18 protein-coding genes are annotated in these 18,363 nt (G+C 60.4%); 6 read left to right on the forward strand and 12 right to left on the reverse strand.

Translation table 11 applies throughout. From position 1 onward, the window contains the following. Positions 1–39 precede the first annotated feature (39 nt). The 4 genes from betB to POR16_RS23315 all read right to left on the reverse strand — a co-directional run bounded on the left by betB (position 40) and on the right by POR16_RS23315 (position 5,281). The gene (betB, locus tag POR16_RS23295) at positions 40–1,512 is read right to left on the reverse strand and encodes a betaine-aldehyde dehydrogenase (RefSeq protein WP_005896390.1); all 1,473 of its coding nucleotides are present in this window, start codon (positions 1,510–1,512) and stop codon (positions 40–42) included. 105 nt (positions 1,513–1,617) lie between these two features. Beyond that, positions 1,618–2,211 carry a transcriptional regulator BetI gene (betI, locus tag POR16_RS23300; protein ID WP_005896387.1) on the reverse strand — a complete coding sequence of 198 codons (594 nt, stop codon included), beginning with the start codon at positions 2,209–2,211 and terminating at the stop codon, positions 1,618–1,620. A gap of 309 nt (positions 2,212–2,520) precedes the next feature. Further along, complete coding sequence (locus POR16_RS23310; RefSeq protein ID WP_005896385.1) at positions 2,521–3,909, reverse strand: GTPase/DUF3482 domain-containing protein; 1,389 nt, start codon at positions 3,907–3,909, stop codon at positions 2,521–2,523. Continuing rightward, complete coding sequence (locus tag POR16_RS23315; RefSeq protein WP_024670536.1) at positions 3,902–5,281, reverse strand: DUF2868 domain-containing protein; 1,380 nt, start codon at positions 5,279–5,281, stop codon at positions 3,902–3,904. Before POR16_RS23315 ends, POR16_RS23310 begins: the two co-directional genes overlap by 8 nt. Positions 5,282–5,406: 125 nt before the next feature. Between POR16_RS23315 and POR16_RS23320 the strand changes: the two genes are divergently transcribed. Together POR16_RS23320 and POR16_RS23325 are read left to right on the forward strand one after the other, a co-directional pair. Beyond that, entirely contained in the window at positions 5,407–5,919 is a 513-nt protein-coding gene (locus POR16_RS23320) for a dihydrofolate reductase (RefSeq protein WP_005896378.1), read from the forward strand. Between the two features lie 189 nt (positions 5,920–6,108). Further along, complete coding sequence (locus POR16_RS23325; RefSeq protein ID WP_005896376.1) at positions 6,109–7,167, forward strand: HAD family hydrolase; 1,059 nt, start codon at positions 6,109–6,111, stop codon at positions 7,165–7,167. Positions 7,168–7,227: 60 nt separating this feature from the next. Here the strand turns inward: POR16_RS23325 and trmB are convergent, their stop codons facing one another. The 4 genes from trmB to POR16_RS23345 form a co-directional block, all read right to left on the reverse strand. Further along, positions 7,228–7,875 carry a tRNA (guanosine(46)-N7)-methyltransferase TrmB gene (gene trmB / locus POR16_RS23330; RefSeq protein ID WP_216596728.1) on the reverse strand — a complete coding sequence of 216 codons (648 nt, stop codon included), beginning with the start codon at positions 7,873–7,875 and terminating at the stop codon, positions 7,228–7,230. A gap of 97 nt (positions 7,876–7,972) precedes the next feature. Next, on the reverse strand, positions 7,973–8,767 hold the full coding sequence (locus tag POR16_RS23335) for a thiazole synthase (RefSeq protein WP_005896373.1): 795 nt from the start codon (positions 8,765–8,767) through the stop codon (positions 7,973–7,975). Positions 8,768–8,818: 51 nt separating this feature from the next. Then, positions 8,819–9,019, reverse strand: coding sequence for a sulfur carrier protein ThiS (gene thiS / locus POR16_RS23340; RefSeq protein WP_005896371.1), 201 nt, complete (start codon positions 9,017–9,019; stop codon positions 8,819–8,821). A gap of 99 nt (positions 9,020–9,118) precedes the next feature. Further along, on the reverse strand, positions 9,119–9,499 hold the full coding sequence (locus POR16_RS23345; protein ID WP_005896368.1) for a DUF423 domain-containing protein: 381 nt from the start codon (positions 9,497–9,499) through the stop codon (positions 9,119–9,121). Between the two features lie 80 nt (positions 9,500–9,579). On the opposite strand from POR16_RS23345, the gene mtgA reads away from it, so the two are divergent. After that, on the forward strand, positions 9,580–10,290 hold the full coding sequence (gene mtgA, locus POR16_RS23350) for a monofunctional biosynthetic peptidoglycan transglycosylase (protein ID WP_005896367.1): 711 nt from the start codon (positions 9,580–9,582) through the stop codon (positions 10,288–10,290). Positions 10,291–10,399: 109 nt separating this feature from the next. Here mtgA and rpoH read toward each other — a convergent pair whose 3' ends face one another. The 4 genes from rpoH to ftsY form a co-directional block, all read right to left on the reverse strand. After that, positions 10,400–11,254: an RNA polymerase sigma factor RpoH gene (rpoH, locus tag POR16_RS23355; protein ID WP_003402233.1), complete on the reverse strand. Its 855-nt coding sequence runs from the start codon at positions 11,252–11,254 to the stop codon at positions 10,400–10,402. Between the two features lie 118 nt (positions 11,255–11,372). Beyond that, entirely contained in the window at positions 11,373–12,407 is a 1,035-nt protein-coding gene (ftsX, locus tag POR16_RS23360; RefSeq protein ID WP_005896364.1) for a permease-like cell division protein FtsX, read from the reverse strand. Beyond that, a complete protein-coding gene (gene ftsE / locus POR16_RS23365; protein WP_003411930.1) occupies positions 12,404–13,075 on the reverse strand; it encodes a cell division ATP-binding protein FtsE in 672 nt (223 codons plus the stop codon). The genes ftsX and ftsE overlap by 4 nt, the downstream gene beginning before the upstream one ends. Then, positions 13,072–14,616, reverse strand: coding sequence for a signal recognition particle-docking protein FtsY (gene ftsY, locus POR16_RS23370; RefSeq protein WP_005896359.1), 1,545 nt, complete (start codon positions 14,614–14,616; stop codon positions 13,072–13,074). The genes ftsE and ftsY overlap by 4 nt, the downstream gene beginning before the upstream one ends. A 256-nt stretch (positions 14,617–14,872) precedes the next feature. Between ftsY and POR16_RS23375 the strand changes: the two genes are divergently transcribed. Genes POR16_RS23375 through rsmD form a run of 3 tightly spaced genes read left to right on the forward strand, consistent with a single transcriptional unit; the run spans position 14,873 to position 18,314 of the window. Then, the gene (locus tag POR16_RS23375; protein ID WP_005896356.1) at positions 14,873–16,225 is read left to right on the forward strand and encodes a M16 family metallopeptidase; all 1,353 of its coding nucleotides are present in this window, start codon (positions 14,873–14,875) and stop codon (positions 16,223–16,225) included. Continuing rightward, on the forward strand, positions 16,222–17,724 hold the full coding sequence (locus POR16_RS23380) for a M16 family metallopeptidase (RefSeq protein ID WP_005896354.1): 1,503 nt from the start codon (positions 16,222–16,224) through the stop codon (positions 17,722–17,724). Before POR16_RS23375 ends, POR16_RS23380 begins: the two co-directional genes overlap by 4 nt. After that, positions 17,724–18,314: a 16S rRNA (guanine(966)-N(2))-methyltransferase RsmD gene (gene rsmD / locus POR16_RS23385; protein ID WP_005896352.1), complete on the forward strand. Its 591-nt coding sequence runs from the start codon at positions 17,724–17,726 to the stop codon at positions 18,312–18,314. Before POR16_RS23380 ends, rsmD begins: the two co-directional genes overlap by 1 nt. Positions 18,315–18,363: the final 49 nt, after the last annotated feature.

An 18,363-nucleotide genomic window follows, 5' to 3' on the forward strand; every position in this document is an offset into this window, starting at 1 on the left:
GTCTGCTTGAGGCCTGCCGTGTGCCACTTGAAACGATGTTTAGAAAACCGAGGCGTAGTCGCCCAGTTCGATCTGGACTGACTTGATGCGCGTGTACTGGGCCAGCGAGCTGATGCCGTTTTCACGACCGACGCCCGACTGCTTGTAACCGCCGACCGGCATCTGTGCCGCCGACTCGCCCCAGGCGTTGATCCAGCAGATACCGGCTTCCAGCAAATGAATCACGCGGTGCGCGCGGTTCAGGTCGCGGGTCACGATGCCGGCAGCCAGACCGAAGTCGGTGTCGTTGGCACGGCGGACCACTTCGTCTTCGGTGTCGTAACCGAGAATGCTCATCACCGGGCCGAAGATTTCTTCACGCACGATGGTCATTTCGTCGGTGCAGTCGGTGAACACGGTTGGCGCAACGAAGGCGCCCTTGTCGAACACGCCACCAGTCAGGCGGTCGCCGCCGCACAGCAGGCGAGCGCCCTGTTCTTTGCCTTTGGCGATGTAGCCCAGCACGCTTTCCATGTGTTCAAAGCTGACCAGCGGGCCGAAGTTGATGTTCTCGTCTTCCGGGTTACCGGCACGAATACGCTTAACGCGCTCGAGGATTTTTGCTTCGAATTCGGCTTTCAGCGCATTGGGTACAAACACACGCGTACCGTTGGTGCAGACCTGACCGGAACTGTAGAAGTTGGCCATCATCGCGATATCAGCGGCACGATCCAGGTCAGCATCGTCGAACACGATCAGTGGCGACTTGCCGCCCAGTTCCATGGTCACTTCCTTGAGCGACGAGCTCGAAGCACTGGCCATGACTTTCTTGCCGGTATCGGTGCCACCGGTGAACGAGACTTTTTCGATGCGCGGATGCTCGGTGATCCAGGTGCCGACTTCACGGCCGCTGCCGGTCAACACGTTGAACACGCCGTTCGGCACGCCTGCTTCGGTGTAGATTTCTGCCAGTTTCAGCGTAGTCAGCGACGTGACCTCGCTTGGCTTGAAGATCATCGCGTTGCCCGCAGCCAAGGCCGGGGCGGATTTCCACAGAGCGATCTGGATCGGGTAGTTCCACGCGCCGATACCAGCGACCACGCCCAGCGGTTCGCGGCGGGTGTAGACGAACGACGAATCACGCAGCGGGATCTGCTCGCCTTCGATGGCGGGCACCAGGCCTGCGTAGTATTCCAGTACATCGGCACCGGTCACGATGTCCACGTAGCGGGTTTCGGAAATGGCCTTGCCGGTGTCCAGGGTTTCAAGTGCCGCCAGCTCATCGTTGCGCTCACGCAGGATGTCGACGGCACGACGCAGGATGCGCGAACGCTCGACTGCGGTCATGGCGGCCCAGATCTTCTGGCCTTTTTCAGCAGCTACGACTGCACGCTCGACATCGTCTTTACCGGCACGCTGAATGTGCGCCAGTACTTCGCCGTTCGCCGGGTTGATGGAGTCGAAAGTATCGGGGTTGGTGGCGTCGACATAACCGCCGTCAATGTAGAGTTTCTGCAGTTCAAAACGGGCCATAAAGTCCTCGCAAATTCAGTGGGGGCAGGCGATGACTGATTTCAGTGCGCCGGGTTTGCTCGGCAACAGGGCTGTGCAGTCGTGTGGTGAGGGGCTTCGAAAGCCTCAGCTCGCCGATTTCGCCAATTGGAAATCCATGTACTCGTAAGCAATCCGTTGCGCTTGCTCGGTGTCGAATGCATCACCTGAAAGCGCGCCTCGCAGCCACAACCCGTCAATCAGGGCAGCCAGACCGCGGGCGGCGTTGCGTGCCTGTTCCAGTGGCAACGTGCGACGGAACTGGCAGCACAGGTTCGAATACAGACGATGGTCGTTGATGCGCTGCAATCGGTGCAGCGACGGGTGGTGCATGCTGGTCGCCCAGAAGGCCAGCCAGGTTTTCATGGCCGGGCCGTTGACCTGACTGGCGTCGAAGTTACCCTCGATGATCACTTGCAGGTGTGCTCTGGGGCTGTCGTCGCTCAGCGCCTGTCGGCGTTCGCGGACGTTATGGATCAAGGCGTTCATCAGATGCCGCATCGTGGCGGCGATCAGGCCGTTCTTGTCCTGAAAATAGTGACTGATGATGCCGTTGGAAACGCCTGCCAATCGGGCTATCAAGGCAATGCTGGCATCGCCCATACCAACTTGATCGACCGCAGTCAGTGTGGCCTGGATCAGCTGTTGGCGGCGTATGGGTTGCATACCGACCTTGGGCATTGGCGCGAATCTCCCGGTTGTCTGCAGTGATCGTTGTATCGAAATGACAGGGCCAGTCTAAAGATTTTTTATTGAACGATCAATCAATAAAAAATCGGAGGTGAGTTTTTGGCAGCAAGCGGTGAGCTTAAAAGTGCCTGAATGCGGGCGTGCTGGGGGATGCGTCAAGGCGCAGATTTGTGAAACGGAGCGTCACGAAAGGCATTTCCACGCTGGAGCGTGAGGAACGATGACCTCAACTATCGTGCGACGCTCCGCGTCGCATGCAGTTCTGGACGCTCTGCGTCCAGGCTTCAGCGCCGGAACAGCTCAATCCTGCAATACCACACTCGCCAGTTCATCGATCGCTTCCTGCCTCTCGCCCTGATTCGGTTTGGGATGCAGGTTGAGCGTGGACCACTGCGGATGGGCGCGGGCGCGGGAAAGCGGTTCGGGGATTTTGCCTTTGCGCCAGGTCTTGTCCTGCGGTGTGGTCAACTCAATGCTGTGCATGGCCGCATGCCCTCTCACGCCCAGCGCCAGCAACAAGTGGCGCTGTCGCAGTGCCAGCAGGCGCAGCACTGCATCGTCCACGGTCAGCTCTCTGCGCCCCTTGAACTTGCCCAACAACCGCCCGCCATAGCTGCGCGCTGTCAATAACGCCCCACCCGCAATCGCACCGACCAGGGCCGCTGCGCCAAGGGTCACGCCGCCGACCATCAAATCCACTCCTGCACCGGCTGCAGCGCCTGCTGCCACGCCGCCGCCAACCCGTACGCCCATCAACTTGAGCGTTTCCGGATTGAACAGGTCATCACCCCAGCGCCCGTCCATCAACGGCAAATCACTGGCGGACACGTCGTCCTTGCGAAACGCGTGCAGTTTGAGCAGCGCTTCGACGCAGTTTTGCTCGCGCAGGCGAACAGCCTTGCGCAATGCTTCCACGGCTTGCTGTTCCTGATCGGGGGTCGTCTCGACGCTGCGCCGACACGCGGCACAATCGATCAACATTTCCGCAATCAGACGTGCGGCACTGTGGCGCCTGGCTACGCGCTGTTTTTCCTGATCATCAATCAGACGCTCCAGTCGAGGCCGGGCGCTTTCCAGCAGCAGCGCAAGACTTTCATACAGGCGGCGCCCACCGTCTTCCGGGGGTGCCACACTGTCAAAGCGCACCAGCGCATGCAGGCCCAAACGCGAAAGAGCCTCACGCCATTCCGGCTCGCGGTGCTGTGCTGCATTGACGAAGTTCAGCACCGGCAGCAACGGCTTGCCGCAACTGGCCAGCACCGCCAGTTCGTCGCGATACTTGGCCAGCACCGGCTCACGCGCATCGATCACGTACAGCCCTGCGTCCGAGTCGAGCAACTGGCGCAAGACCTTGGCTTCCTGCTCGAAACGTTGTCGCGCCTCGCTGCCTTCCAGAAAACGCCCCAAACGCGCCGGACCGTCCAGCCGTTCACCGGGACGGTCCAGTCGCTCCAGATAATCGAGCAGCGCAATGGCGTCTTCCAGGCCGGGCGTGTCGTACAACTCGACCATTGCCTGACCGTCCACAGAAAGACGCGCACCCTCCACATGGCGAGTGGTGCTGGGCCGATGGGAGACTTCGCCAAAGCTTACATCGCCGGTCAGCGTGCGCAGCAGCGAGGTCTTGCCGACGTTGGTATGGCCGACCACCGCGAGCCTGATGGCGCGGGGGTTGTCTGCTTCACTCATGGCCTGTCTCCAGCCAGTTCAACGGCGCGTTGTCGGTGTATGGCAACTGCAGTTGATCCAGCGCCACATGCCAGTCGTCCAGACGCTCGGGGTCCAGCGTCTGCCCGGCAGGCGCAGACAACAGCCAGATACGTGTCGCCCCGGCACAGCGCGACAGTTCGGCAATCAGCGCCAGACTGCCGCGATCCGGCGAGCGGCGCGGGTCGCAGGCGACCAACAGGCGCGCAGGCGGGTACTGAGTGAGTTGTTCTAGCAGCTTCTGCCGTGATTCGCGGCTGTCAAGAATACCCGCATCGGCCACGCCAACAGGCAATGCCGGCGGCCAGAGCTGTTGATCATCCAGCTCGATTGCCACCAGCAAAGCACCTGCGCTTTTAACGGCGCCAAGACCGGATTGCACCTGATGCAGCGCAGCAGGCTCGGCATCGTTGACGCCCAATCGCTCGCTGCTTGGCATCAGTTGCTCGCGCAGCTCAAGGTATTCAGGCAGCTCGAGATCAAGCCGCAGCGCCGCCCGCCCGCGCTTCCAGCGCCACAGACAGAACGCAGCCAGCAGCAGGCGCGGCAGAATGCCGAACACCAGCAAAACGCCTACCAGCCACGCTGCCCAGGCCTGACGCGCACTTTCGATGCTAGACGCGCCGTTACCACTGGCGCGAATCATGGTTTCGTCCGGCACGCTGAAACCCAGCCAGGCCGGAATGGTGCTCAGGGACTGGGTGAGGCTGACAAACGTGTCGCTGCTCAGAATGGTGGTTTCCCAGACAAAACCGTAGCGTCGGGTCGCCATCAGCATCAACAGCACGAACATTGCGCTGAGCAAGGCCAGCAGCCACAGGCTGTGAACCACCAGCCCCAGCACCCAGCGATTGAGCCGTTTACGCTGCAACAGCAGAACCAGCGCAGGCGCGAGTTGCATAGCCTGAGCGTCGCGCGCCAGCTTTTCACTCAACCACAGCCACAAACGACCCAGCCCGGTGTTGCTGCGCCCGGCGAAGGCCAAACCCAAGGCCCAACTGACCAACATCACCAGGTTCAGCCCAAGCAGACTGCCCAGCGCCCAAAACACGTTGACCGGGGTCTGCCCGTCACCCATCGCCGCGAAGGCCAGCCCCGCGCCACTGATGATGCAAAGGAGCGCCATTGCCATCAGCGCCAGCCGGGCGCCCTGCTTCCAGCGCTGCAGTGCCGCCAGCATGCCGTCGCGTTCCGCCAGCCCGAGGGCGCGGTGTGTAATGCGTGCAGTCAGGTCACCGCTGGCTGCGCGGGCAAGGCGGTTGGCTTCCTGATCATCCAGTGCGCCAGCCTGTTGCTCACGCAGGCGCACGGCTTCGGTCAGCCACAGGGTATCGAGGGGAGTGAGTGCAGTCACACGGCGTCTCTTGAATGGATACTGCGGGATTGAATTCTGCGGTGAGCATAACCGCTGTCATCGGACTGAGCACGGCACGTATCAGTTCATTCGCCCGCCCTGCGACCTCTGATATCCTCGCGCCCATGAAAACTCATCTCCCGCTCAGCCTGATTGCCGCCCTTGGTGAAAACCGAGTGATCGGCGTCGACAACTCCATGCCCTGGCATTTGCCGGGGGATTTCAAATACTTCAAGGCCACGACCCTCGGCAAGCCGATCATCATGGGTCGCAAGACCTGGGATTCGCTGGGCCGGCCCCTCCCCGGCCGCCTCAATCTGGTGGTCAGCCGCCAGACCGACCTGCAACTGGAAGGCGCGGAAGTCTTCCCTTCGCTGGACGCCGCAGTGGTGCGCGCCGAGCAATGGGCGCAGGAACAGGGCGTCGATGAGGTGATGCTGATAGGCGGCGCGCAGCTTTATGCGCAAGGCCTCGCACAGGCAGATCGTCTGTATCTGACTCGCGTGGCTTTAAGCCCTGAGGGCGATGCGTGGTTTCCGGAGTTCGATACGACGCAATGGGCGCTGGTGTCCAACACTGAAAACGCTGCCGCCGATGACAAGCCTGCTTACAGCTTTGAGGTGTGGGAGCGCGTCTGAACGTTGTTTTTGAACTCATTTCGGGCTCGATCAAAAAAACGTAACAAAAGTGTCGCTTTCAGTTTCGGCGTCGCAAATAAAGGGGCAAACGGCGTTTTTTAGCGTTTCTCGGGTCGCTGACGTACTTTAGCTTTCATAATATTTTGTTACGGTCTGCCCCTTCGCTTTTTCGACAAGGGGTAATCACCTATGAAACTCGTGCCAAAACTGCTGGCTGCCGCCGTCTGCCTCGGGCTGGCCAGCCAGGCCATCGCAGCCACCGAATTGAAGCATTGGCCCGAGCCTGCCGCCAAAGCGCTCGACGCGATGATTGCCGCGAATGCCAACAAGGGTAATTACGCGGTCTTCGACATGGACAACACCAGCTACCGCTTCGACCTCGAAGAAGCGCTGCTGCCGTACATGGAAAACAAGGGCCTGATCACCCGCGACACGCTTGACCCCTCCTTGAAACTGATCCCTTTCAAAGACACCGCCGGCCATAAGGAAAGCTTGTTCAGCTACTACTATCGCCTTTGCGAAATAGACGACATGGTCTGCTACCCGTGGGTCGCGCAGGTGTTTTCCGGTTTCACGCTTCAGGAGCTAAAAGGCTATGTCGATGAGTTGATGGCCCTGAAAAAGCCGATCCCTGCGACCTACTACGACGGCGACACAGTCAAGCAGCTTGATGTCGAACCGCCACGCGTGTTTACCGGGCAGACCGAGCTGTACAACAAGCTGATGGAAAACGGCATCGAGGTCTACGTAATGACCGCAGCCTCGGAAGAGCTGGTGCGCATGGTCGCCGCAGATCCCAAGTACGGTTACAACGTCAAACCGCAGAACGTGATCGGCGTCAGCACGCTGCTGAAGGACCGCAAGACAGGCGAGCTGACCACCGCACGCAAGCAGATCACTGCTGGCAAATACGATCCGAAAAGCAATATGGGCCTTGAGCTGACGCCTTACCTGTGGACCCCGGCAACCTGGATGGCTGGCAAGCAGGCTGCGATTCTGACCTACATCGATCAGTGGAAAAAACCGGTGCTGGTCGGCGGCGACACTCCGACCAGCGACGGCTACATGCTGTTTCACAGCGTCGATGTCAGCAAGGGCGGCGTCCACCTGTGGATCAACCGCAAGGACAAGTACATGACCCAGCTCAACGGCATGATCAAGGACAATGCCGAGGCTCAGGCCAAGGAAAAGCTGCCGGTCACGGCGGATAAGAACTGGGTGATCGTCAAGCCGGACGAGATTCAGTAAGCGGCGGGACAGGCTGCATGCGCCTGGATCGTGCCCGGGTGACGGGCACGGTCAGCGCATTCAGTCGATTTTCTCGAACTTCAGATCCCAGACACCGTGCCCGAGTTTCTCGCCGCGGCGTTCGAACTTGGTGACTGGACGTTCGGCAGGGCGCGGCACGTACTGGTCGTCTTCGGCCTGATTGCGATAGCCGGGCGCCACGCTCATGACTTCGAGCATGTATTCCGCATAGGGCCCCCAGTCAGTGGCCATATGGAAGACCCCACCCACTTTCAGCTTGCTGCGCACCAGTGCGGCGAACTCGGGCTGCACGATGCGACGCTTGTGGTGGCGACTCTTGTGCCACGGGTCCGGGAAAAACAGCATCAGGCGATCAAGGCTGTTGTCCGCAATGCAACGGTTCAGCACTTCGATGGCGTCGCAATCGTAGACGCGCACATTGGTCAGCCCTTGGGTCAGCACCCCATTGAGCAGCGAGCCCACACCCGGCGAATGCACTTCGACACCGATGAAGTCCTGCTCGGGCGCCGCCGCGGCCATTTCCAGCAACGATTGCCCCATGCCGAAGCCGATTTCCAGGGTGCGCGGCGCCGAACGACCAAACACCTGATCGAAATCCACCGGCGTGTCAGTCAACGACAGGCCGAACAGCGGGCGCCCCTGATCCAGACCGCGCTGCTGGCCTTCGGTCATGCGTCCGGCACGCATCACGAAACTCTTGATGCGGCGGTGCGGGCGCTCTTCGCCTTCTTCGGTAACAGGCGACTCGGGGTGCGGAACGTGTGTATCAGTCATCAACGGGCTCTTACTTGATCAGGCCATCCAGCGGCGAAGACGCGCTGGCATAGAGTTTTCGTGGCATGCGCCCGGCGAGGTAGGCCAGACGACCGGCAATTACAGCGTGCTTCATGGCTTCGGCCATCATGACCGGCTGCTGAGCGTGGGCGATGGCCGAATTCATCAGTACCGCCTCGCAACCCAGCTCCATCGCGATGGTGGCGTCGGACGCAGTTCCGACACCGGCATCGACCAGCACCGGCACTTTGGTTTCTTCAAGGATGATCTGCAGGTTGTACGGGTTACAGATCCCCAGACCACTGCCGATCAGACCCGCCAGCGGCATAATTGCGATACAGCCGATTTCAGCCAGCTGGCGAGCGATGATCGGGTCGTCACTGGTGTAAACCATGACGTCGAAACCGTCCTTGACCAGTATTTCAGCGGCCTTGAGCGTTTCGATCACGTTCGGGAACAGGGTTTTCTGGTCTGCCAGCACTTCCAGCTTGACCAGATTACGACCGTCGAGCAGCTCGCGAGACAGGCGACAGGTGCGCACGGCCTCGACAGCATCGAAGCAGCCAGCGGTGTTCGGCAGAATGGTATAGCGATCAGGCGGCAGAACATCGAGCAGATTCGGCTCGCCCGGGTTCTGGCCCAGGTTGGTGCGGCGCACTGCAACGGTGACGATCTCGGCACCCGAGGCTTCGATGGCCAGCCGGGTCTGCTCCATATCGATGTATTTGCCGGTGCCCACCAGCAGGCGCGACTCGAAAGTCCGACCGGCCAGGACGAAAGGCTTGTCGCTGCGAACATTGCTCATCGGGAATCCTCTATGAAGTGCAGATTGGGGTCGGTGCAGTGCGAGTGCGAACTAGCCACCGCCGATGGCATGAACCACTTCGACCTGATCGCCTTCGCGCAAGACCGTGGCGTCATGCTGGCTACGCGGCACGATGTCGAGGTTCAGTTCCACCGCAACCCGGCGTCCGGCCAGATCCAGGCGGGTCAATAGCGCCGCGACGGTCTCGCCATCGGGCAATTCAAAGGGTTCACCGTTCAACTGAATGTGCATGCGACAGCAGCCATCATTTTAGGGGGCGAGCATTCTAGCCCGATCAACCGGTATGACCAAGGCAAAGCCACGCCATTCGTCTCAAGCGCAGCCTGCCGATCATGGTGGGGACCCGAGGCGCCAGGCCGCCAGCCCGAGCATCGACCAGCCAAACAGAAACGCCAGGCCGCCGAACGGCGTGATGATGCCGAGCTTGCCGATGCCGGTCAGGGTCAGTGCATACAAGCTGCCGGAGAACAGCAGAATACCCACTGCGAACGAAACCCCGGCCCAGGTGACAAGGCGACCGGGGACCTGCGTCGCCAATACCGCTACGCCGAGCAAGGCCAGCGCGTGGACCAGTTGATACAGCACACCGGTGTGAAACACCGCCAGGTATTCGGCACTCAGGCGCTCTTTCAGGCCATGAGCCGCAAACGCGCCCAGCGCCACGCCGGTAAAACCGAAGAATGCGGCCAACATTAAAAAGCTACGAAGCATCAGGAACTCCAGTGAAAAATCGTCGAAAGGCGCACGGTCTGTATAATGGCCCGCTCAACGGGTTCGGCCAAGCCATCTCTATGCTGCAAATTATCCTTCGTCGCGTCGTCAAAGCCCTGCTGTGTTTCGCTGCGGGCAGCTTTCTTGTGGTTCTGGTCCTGCGCTGGATACCCCCGCCAGGCACCGCGCTGATGGTCGAGCGCAAGGTCGAGTCGTGGTTTGATGGCGAGCCCATCGACCTGCAACGTGACTGGGAACCGTGGGACAAAATCTCCGACAACCTTAAAATCGCCGTCATTGCCGGCGAAGACCAGAAGTTCGCCGAGCACTGGGGGTTTGACGTCGATGCCATTCAGGCCGCGATCCAGCACAACGAGCTGGGCGGCTCGATCCGGGGCGCAAGTACGCTCAGCCAGCAGGTGTCGAAGAATCTGTTCTTGTGGTCTGGCCGCAGTTACCTGCGCAAAGGTCTTGAAGCCTGGTTCACCATGCTGATCGAACTGATGTGGCCCAAGGAGCGCATCCTTGAGGTGTACCTGAACAGTGCCGAATGGGACGAAGGGGTATTTGGCGCGCAGGCTGCCGCACAGCACCATTTCCACACCAATGCCAGCGCCCTCTCCATCCAGCAGGCCAGCTACCTCGCCGCCGTTCTGCCTAACCCGCGTCAGTGGAGCGCGAGCCACCCGAGCGGCTACGTTTCACGCCGCGCCGGCTGGATTCGTCAGCAAATGCGTCAGCTGGGTGGGGATGAGTACTTGCAGGGCTTGAACAGCAGCCGTCGGTGGTGATGGCTGAACGCGCGCTCCACGCTGGAGCATCAGCACGATAGTTGTCGCTGACACCCCAAAAACAAAAACGCCCCGATCAGATCGGGGCGTTTTTCGTTGCAAGATGGCCTTAGGCAGCTATCGACGTCTTCAGCTTGTTCATCGCGCTTTTTTCCAGCTGACGAATACGCTCGGCAGAGACGTTGTACTTCTGCGCCAGGTCGTGCAGCGTGGCTTTTTCTTCTGCCAGCCAACGCTGGTAGAGGATGTCGCGGCTGCGCTCGTCGAGCACGTCCAGCGCCTGATGCAGGTTAGCGGTGGAATTGTCGGTCCAGTCAGAGTCTTCCAGCTGACGCGCCGGATCATACCGGTGGTCTTCCAGATAGTTGGCTGGCGACTGAAAAGCGCTGTCGTCGTCGGCTTCGGCGGCAGGGTCAAAGGCCATATCGTGACCCGTCAGGCGGCTTTCCATTTCGCGAACTTCACGCGGTTCGACACCCAGGCTTTCCGCGACGCGATGCACTTCGTCGTTATTCAGCCACGCCAGACGCTTCTTCTGGCTGCGCAGATTGAAGAACAGCTTGCGTTGCGCCTTGGTCGTGGCGACCTTGACGATGCGCCAGTTGCGCAGGATGAACTCGTGAATTTCGGCCTTGATCCAGTGAACGGCAAAGGACACCAGACGTACGCCCATTTCAGGGTTGAAACGCTTCACGGCCTTCATCAGGCCGACATTGCCTTCCTGGATCAGGTCAGCTTGTGCCAGACCGTAACCCGAATAACTGCGAGCGATGTGCACGACAAAGCGCAGGTGGGCGAGGACCATCTGTCGGGCCGCGTCCAGATCCTGCTCATAGTAGAGACTCTCAGCCAGTTCACGCTCCCGCTCGGGCGTCAGCAAGGGGATGCTGTTGACCGTCTGCACATAGGCCTCAAGGTTCGCACCCGGGACTAAAGCATAAGCAGGTTGCAAAGAAGTGGTCATACGAAAAAACCTCCAGCGCACATATGATGTGCAGTTCAAGCACTAGCCAGATTGACCCGGAACCGCTAACCAAGTTCCTTGATTTTCAGAAGCCAATCGGGTGAACGAAAATTTGCCTCTACCGGGGCGCCAACTCACGCAAGTGACGAGCGACCGCAATCCAGGCACCGATATACCCTAACAGAATCGCTCCAAGCAAGAGCGAAAGACCATCACCCATCGGCACGCCAGCCAAAGCAAAGTCGCTTCCGTACAGCCCGGCAAGCCCTACAACCGCACCGTTCAGCCAGTTCAAGCCGTAGGCCAGAACGCCCCAGGACAGGATACCCGCCCCGAAACCGTACAGCGCGCCCATATAAAGGAAGGGTCTGCGCACATAACTGTCGGTGCCGCCCACCAGCTTGATCACTTCGATTTCGGTGCGACGATTTTCGATGTGTAAACGTATTGTGTTGCCGATAACCAACAGCAAAGCCGAGACCAGCAGAACCGTCAAGCCAAAAACAAACCGATCACCCAATTTGAGGATCGCTGCCAGCCTCTCGACCCAGACCAGGTCCAGCTGGGCCTGCTCTACCTTCGGCAGTTCGGCAAGCCGGGTGCGCAAGGCTTCCAGCGCAGGCTTGTCCACTTCATCCGGAGTGACCAGCACCACGCCCGGCAGCGGGTTATCCGGCAATTCCTTCAGCGCCTCGCCCAGACCGGACTGTTGCTTGAACTCGCCCAGCGCCTGCTCGCTGCTGATGTACTCGGCATCAGCCACGCCAGGCATGGCCTTGATCTCGTCGCGCATGCGCGTGCCATCATCAGTGCTGGCGTCCAGCTTCAGGTAGATGGAAATCTGCGCCGCTCGCTGCCACGAACCTCCCAGGCGCTCGACATTGCTCAGCAGCAACGACAAGCCCATCGGCAGGCTCAGGGCAATGGCCATGACCAGGCAGGTAAAGAAGCTGCCGATCGGTTGCTTGGCCAGACGACGCAGGCTGTCGACCAGGCTAGACCGATGGCTTTCCAGCCAGGCAGACAGCAATGCGCTGAAATCCGGGCCGTCGTCATCGTGATCGTGGCGTTGCTTTTTTTGTTTCGGCGGTAACGGATCAGCGGCTTTGGGCGCAACGCGTTCCGAGACCTTGGGGCTACGTGTGGCACTCATACTCCAGCCTCCCCGTCACCGATAAGACGACCGCGCTGCAGCGTCAGCATGCGATGACGCATGCGAGCGATCAACGCCAGATCGTGACTGGCGATCAGCACGCTGGTCCCCAATCGGTTGATATCTTCGAATACACCCATGATTTCCGCAGCCAGGCGTGGATCGAGGTTGCCGGTCGGCTCATCCGCCAGCAACAGGGCCGGACGATGGACGATGGCACGGGCAATACCGACGCGCTGCTGCTGACCGGTGGAAAGATCCCCCGGATACAGCTCGGCCTTGTCGGAAAGCGCCACGCGATCAAGCGCCGAATCGACCCGCTTGGCAATCTCCGGCTTGGAAAGACCGAGGATCTGCAGGGGCAACGCAATGTTGTTGAACACCGTGCGATCAAACAGCAACTGGTGATTCTGAAACACTACGCCGATCTGCCGACGCAAAAAAGGAATCTGCGCGTTGCTGATTTGCCCAAGGTCCTGACCAGCCAGCATCAGTTTGCCGGTTGTAGGACGCTCCATGGCCAGCAACAGGCGCAGCAACGTGCTTTTGCCGGCACCGGAATGACCGGTGACAAACAGAAACTCGCCGCGACGTACTCGAAAGCTCAGCTCATGCAACCCGACGTGTCCATTCGGGTAGCGCTTACCGACCTGCTCGAATCGAATCATGAACGCTCCCGCTCCGCAAACAGAGCCTGAACAAAGGGTTCGGCTTCGAAGGTACGCAAATCATCGATGCCCTCACCTACGCCGATATACCGGATAGGCAGCCCGAACTGCTTGGCCAACGCAAAAATGACGCCGCCCTTGGCGGTACCATCCAGTTTAGTGAGTGCCAGCCCGGTCAGCGTGACGGTCTGGTTGAATTGCTTGGCCTGATTGATGGCGTTCTGCCCGGTACCCGCATCGAGGACCAGAAGGACTTCGTGCGGAGCGTCGGCATCCAGTTTGCCGATTACCCGGCGCACCTTCTTCAACTCCTCCATCAGGTTGTCCTTGGTATGCAGCCGGCCCGCCGTATCGGCGATCAGCACATCGATACCGCGTGCCTTGGCAGCCTGCACGGCATCGAAGATGACCGAGGCAGAGTCTGCACCCGTGTGCTGGGCAATGACCGGTATGTGATTGCGCTCGCCCCAGACCTGCAATTGCTCGACGGCGGCGGCGCGGAACGTATCACCCGCTGCCAGCATGACCTTCTTGCCTTCCAGCTGCAGCTTCTTGGCCAGCTTGCCGATGGTCGTGGTCTTGCCGGCGCCATTGACGCCTACAACCAGGATCACGAACGGCTTGTGCTCCGACTTGATCACCAGCGGTTGCTCGACCGGCTTGAGCATCGCAGCTAGCTCACCCTGTAACGAGGTGTACAACGCCTGCGCGTCGGTCAACTGCTTGCGAGCGACTTTCTGGGTCAGGCTCTTGATGATGACCGAAGTGGCCTCGACACCGACATCGGCCGTCAACAACCGGGTCTCGATCTCTTCAAGCAGATCATCGTCAATCGCCTTCTTGCCCAGGAACAGGCTGGCCATGCCCTCGCCAATGCTGGCGCTGGTTTTCGACAGGCCTTGCTTGAGACGAGCAAAGAAACCGACCTTGCCGGCTTCAGATTCTTGCGCGGGTGCGGGAACAGGCGCTGCGTTCTGAACAGACACAGGAGGCTGAGCAGGCGGCGGAGTCAGCACTACCACCGATTGTGGCGCGGGCTCATGCGCGGGGGCATTAAAAAGTGGCTCGGGAGCACTGCGCGGCATAAGGTCGGTAACCGGCTCTGCAGACGGCTCAGGCAGCGAGGGCTTGGGCACCACAGGCTCTGGTTCTGCATGCGCGTGGCTATGCTCGGGAATCAGCGGCGTAATGTGCGGCTCAAGCTCGTCGCTCAAGGCTACCGGCTCTTCGGTCACCGGCAACGTCAGCCAGGGCTGCGGCGACGGCGCGCCAGGCTGGACGGGAACTTGTGGCGACACAGGCACGGCGGCTTCAGGCTGAAGCTCGGGCGTGGCTGTTTCGGGCGCGGCTTGCGGGGCAGCAAGAGGCTGAACCTGGGGCGGCGTCACGACAGCCTGATCGGGTATCGGATCGGGTTGGGTCGGGGTTGATTCTGGTGGCGTTGGCTCGACTTGCTGCGGCTTCTTGCGCAGCCATCCGAACAGGCCTTTCTTCTCGCCAGCCGCAGCTGGGGTCTTCTTGTCGTCGTTGGAACCAAACATGGAGGACGGCTATCTCAAGGTTGCGGGACGCCAGAGGGCGGCCCGGAAAAATTCTGACATGCAAAACAGACTGCGTTTAGGACTTCTTGTTCACTCATCGCCCGCTTGAACAGCTACCTTTACCTGCGTTTCAAACAGGTTTCACTCGCAATCGGCCAGTGAAGGCTGTCTCTGAAGCAAACGGATCAGTATCCTAACACCCCCGTGCCCGCTGACGCTAAGTTCACGCGGCCCGTCCTACAGGTTCAAACAACGAATGAATGCTTTAGCCCGCCGCGCCGCAGGCCTGCTGCTCAGCACAATTTGTCTGCCTCTGACAGCATTGGCTGCCGATCCGCAACCGACCCACGAATTCACCCTCGACAACGGCCTGAAAGTTGTTGTGCGCGAAGACCACCGCGCCCCGGTGGTGGTTTCCCAGATCTGGTACAAGGTCGGCTCCAGCTACGAGACGCCGGGCCAGACGGGTCTGTCCCATGCGCTGGAACACATGATGTTCAAGGGCAGCAGCAAGACCGGGCCGGGAGAATCCTCACTGATCCTGCGCGATCTGGGGGCTGAAGAGAACGCGTTCACCAGCGATGATTACACCGCTTACTATCAGGTGATGGCGCGTGATCGCCTGAGTGTCGCGCTGGAGCTGGAAGCCGATCGCATGGCGACGCTCAAGCTGCCGCCTGACGAATTCAGCCGCGAGATCGAAGTCATCAAGGAAGAGCGCCGTCTGCGCACCGATGACAAACCAATGGGCAAGGCCTTCGAGCGCTTCAAGGCAATGGCCTACCCTGCCAGTGGCTACCACACGCCGACCATCGGCTGGATGGCTGACCTGGAGCGCATGAAGGTCGAGGAACTGCGTCACTGGTACGAGTCCTGGTACACACCGAACAATGCCACCCTGGTGGTGGTCGGTGACGTGCAGCCAGATGAGGTCAAGGCGCTGGCTGAGCGTTTCTTCGGCCCGATCCCGCGCCGCGACGTTCCGCCCTCGAAAAAGCCGCTTGAACTCGCCGAACCCGGTGAGCGCAAGATCACCCTTTACGTCAAAACCCAATTGCCGAGCCTGATCTACGGTTTCAACGTACCCAGCGTGGCAACCGTTGAAGACCCACGTTCGGCCAACGCGCTGCGTCTTATCGCCGCCCTTCTGGACGGTGGCTACAGTGCCCGCATTCCGGCACGCCTGGAGCGCGGCGAAGAACTGGTGTCTGGCGCGTCCTCGCGTTACGACGCCTTTGCTCGTGGTGACAGCCTGTTCATGATCAGTGCCACACCGAACACGCAAAAGAAGAAGACGCTGGCCGATGTAGAAGCTGGTATCTGGCGTTTGCTCGATGACCTGAAAACCAAGGCGCCGTCGGCTGAAGAGCTGGAGCGCGTGAGGGCTCAGGTCATTGCCGGCGTGGTTTATGAGCGCGACTCGATCACCAGCCAGGCGACCATGATCGGCGAGCTGGAAACCGTCGGTCTGTCCTGGAAGCTGATGGACAACGAGCTGGAAGCCCTGCAGAGCATAACGCCACAGGACATTCAGAAAGCCGCCAACACCTATTTCACCCGTGAGCGCCTCAGCGTTGCGCACGTTCTGCCTGAGGAGAAAGCCAAATGATCAAGCGCCATGCTCCACGTCATGCGCTGCTCGGCCTGATCCTGGCCGCTTCGCTGGGTGCTTTTGCAGCCCTGCCGGCGCTGGCCGACAACGCCGCAGCTGCCGAGTCAAACCCGACAACTCAGGCCACGCCCGCCTTGGGCAGCAATCTGCAAACCCTGAAAGAACTGGACGGCAAGGCACCCGCCCGCCGCGCGCTGAACATCCAGACCTGGAACACGGCAGAGGGCGCCAAGGTGCTGTTCGTCGAGTCCCGCGAATTGCCAATGTTCGACATGCGCCTGATCTTTGCTGCTGGCAGTAGCCAGGACCAGAAATCCCCTGGTATCGCTCTGCTCACCAACGCCATGCTCAATGAGGGCGTCAAGGGCAAGGACGTCAGCGCCATCGCCCAAGGCTTCGAAGGGTTGGGTGCTGATTTCGGCAACGGTTCTTACCGCGACATGGCCGTAGCATCGCTGCGCAGCCTGAGCGCGGTCGACAAGCGTGATAAGGCCTTGAAGCTGTTCGGTGAAGTCGTCGGCAAACCGACCTTCCCGGCCGACTCGCTAGCGCGCATAAAGAACCAGTTGATCGACAGCCTCGAAAGCCAGAAACAGAGCCCGGCAGCTCTTGGCAACAATGAACTATTCAAGCGCCTGTACGGCGATCATCCCTACGCTCATCCGAGCGAAGGCGATGTCAAAAGCATCAACGCCATTACGCTGGCCCAGCTCAAGGCTTTTCATGCCAAGGGCTATGCTGCTGGCAACGCGGTAATTGCACTGGTCGGCGACCTGTCACGGGACGAGGCGCAAGCCATCGCTGCGCAGGTTTCCGCCTCACTGCCAAAAGGCCCGGCGCTGGCCAAAGTCGCGGCCCCGGTAGAGCCCAAGGCTGGCCCGACACACATCGAGTTTGCCTCCAACCAGACCCATCTGATGCTCGCGCAACTGGGCATCGACCGTAATGACCCGGACTACGCGGCTCTGACGGTCGGTAATTCGGTACTCGGGGGCGGCGGTTTCGGCAGCCGGCTGATGACCGAGGTGCGTGAGAAACGTGGCCTCACCTACGGTGTTACTTCCGGCTTCACCGCCATGCAGGTTGCCGGGCCGTTCATGATCAGCCTGCAGACCCGCGCAGAAATGAGCGAGAACACGCTCAAGCTGGTCCAGGACATCGTCCGTGATTTCCTTGCAAATGGTCCGACCCAGAAAGAACTCGACGACGTGAAGCGCGAACTGACCGGCAGCTTCCCGCTGTCCGCCGCCAGCAATTCGGCAATCGTCGGCCAATTAGGCGCCATCGGCTTCTATGATCTGCCGCTGACCTATCTGGAAGACTACATGGCCGCAGCCCAGAGCGTGACGGTCGAGCAGGTCAAGGCTGCCATGAGCAAGCATTTGAGCGCCGACAAGATGGTCATCGTCTCGGTGGGCCCGACAGTAGAGCAGAAGCCGTTGCCTGCACCGACCGACAAACCCGCCCGCCAACCTGTAGGGGTACCGGAACACTGATGGCCAATCCACGTCCGAAGGGCCATAACGGCCTGGGTCAGCTTCGTATCATCGGGGGCGAATGGGGCAGCCGTCGCCTGACCTTTCCCGACGCGCCCGGCCTGCGTCCGACACCGGATCGCGTACGCGAAACCCTGTTCAACTGGCTCGCGCCGTACATCGCAGGCGCCAGGGTGCTGGACGTCTTCACTGGCAGTGGCGCGCTATTCTTCGAGGCCCTGTCCCGTGGCGCTAGCATGGGCCTGGCGCTAGACAGCAACGCAGCCGCCATAGCCAGCCTGCGCCAGAACCTGAATGCCTTGAACTGCACCAGCGGCCAGGTTTCCCAGACTGACGCCCTGCGTCATCTGGAAACCTCAGTGGCATCGCCGTTCGACGTGATCTTCCTCGACCCGCCTTTCCACCAGGGCCTGCTCGCCTCGGCCTGCAACCTGCTGGAAACCCGAGGCTGGCTGGCCGACACCGCGTTGATCTACACCGAAAGCGAAACACCACCGTCGACCACCGGATTGCCCGGTAGCTGGCGCTTGCATCGCGAGAAGAAGGCCGGACAGGTCTACTACGCGCTGTGGCAGCGCGGGCAGGGCTGACATCCATCGTGCCAATCGCTCGGCGTTGGCATGCAGCTCTCGACGTTCC

The organism is Pseudomonas coronafaciens pv. oryzae str. 1_6 (genome assembly GCF_000156995.2).
Taxonomy (GTDB): Bacteria; Pseudomonadota; Gammaproteobacteria; order Pseudomonadales; family Pseudomonadaceae; genus Aquipseudomonas; species Aquipseudomonas tremae.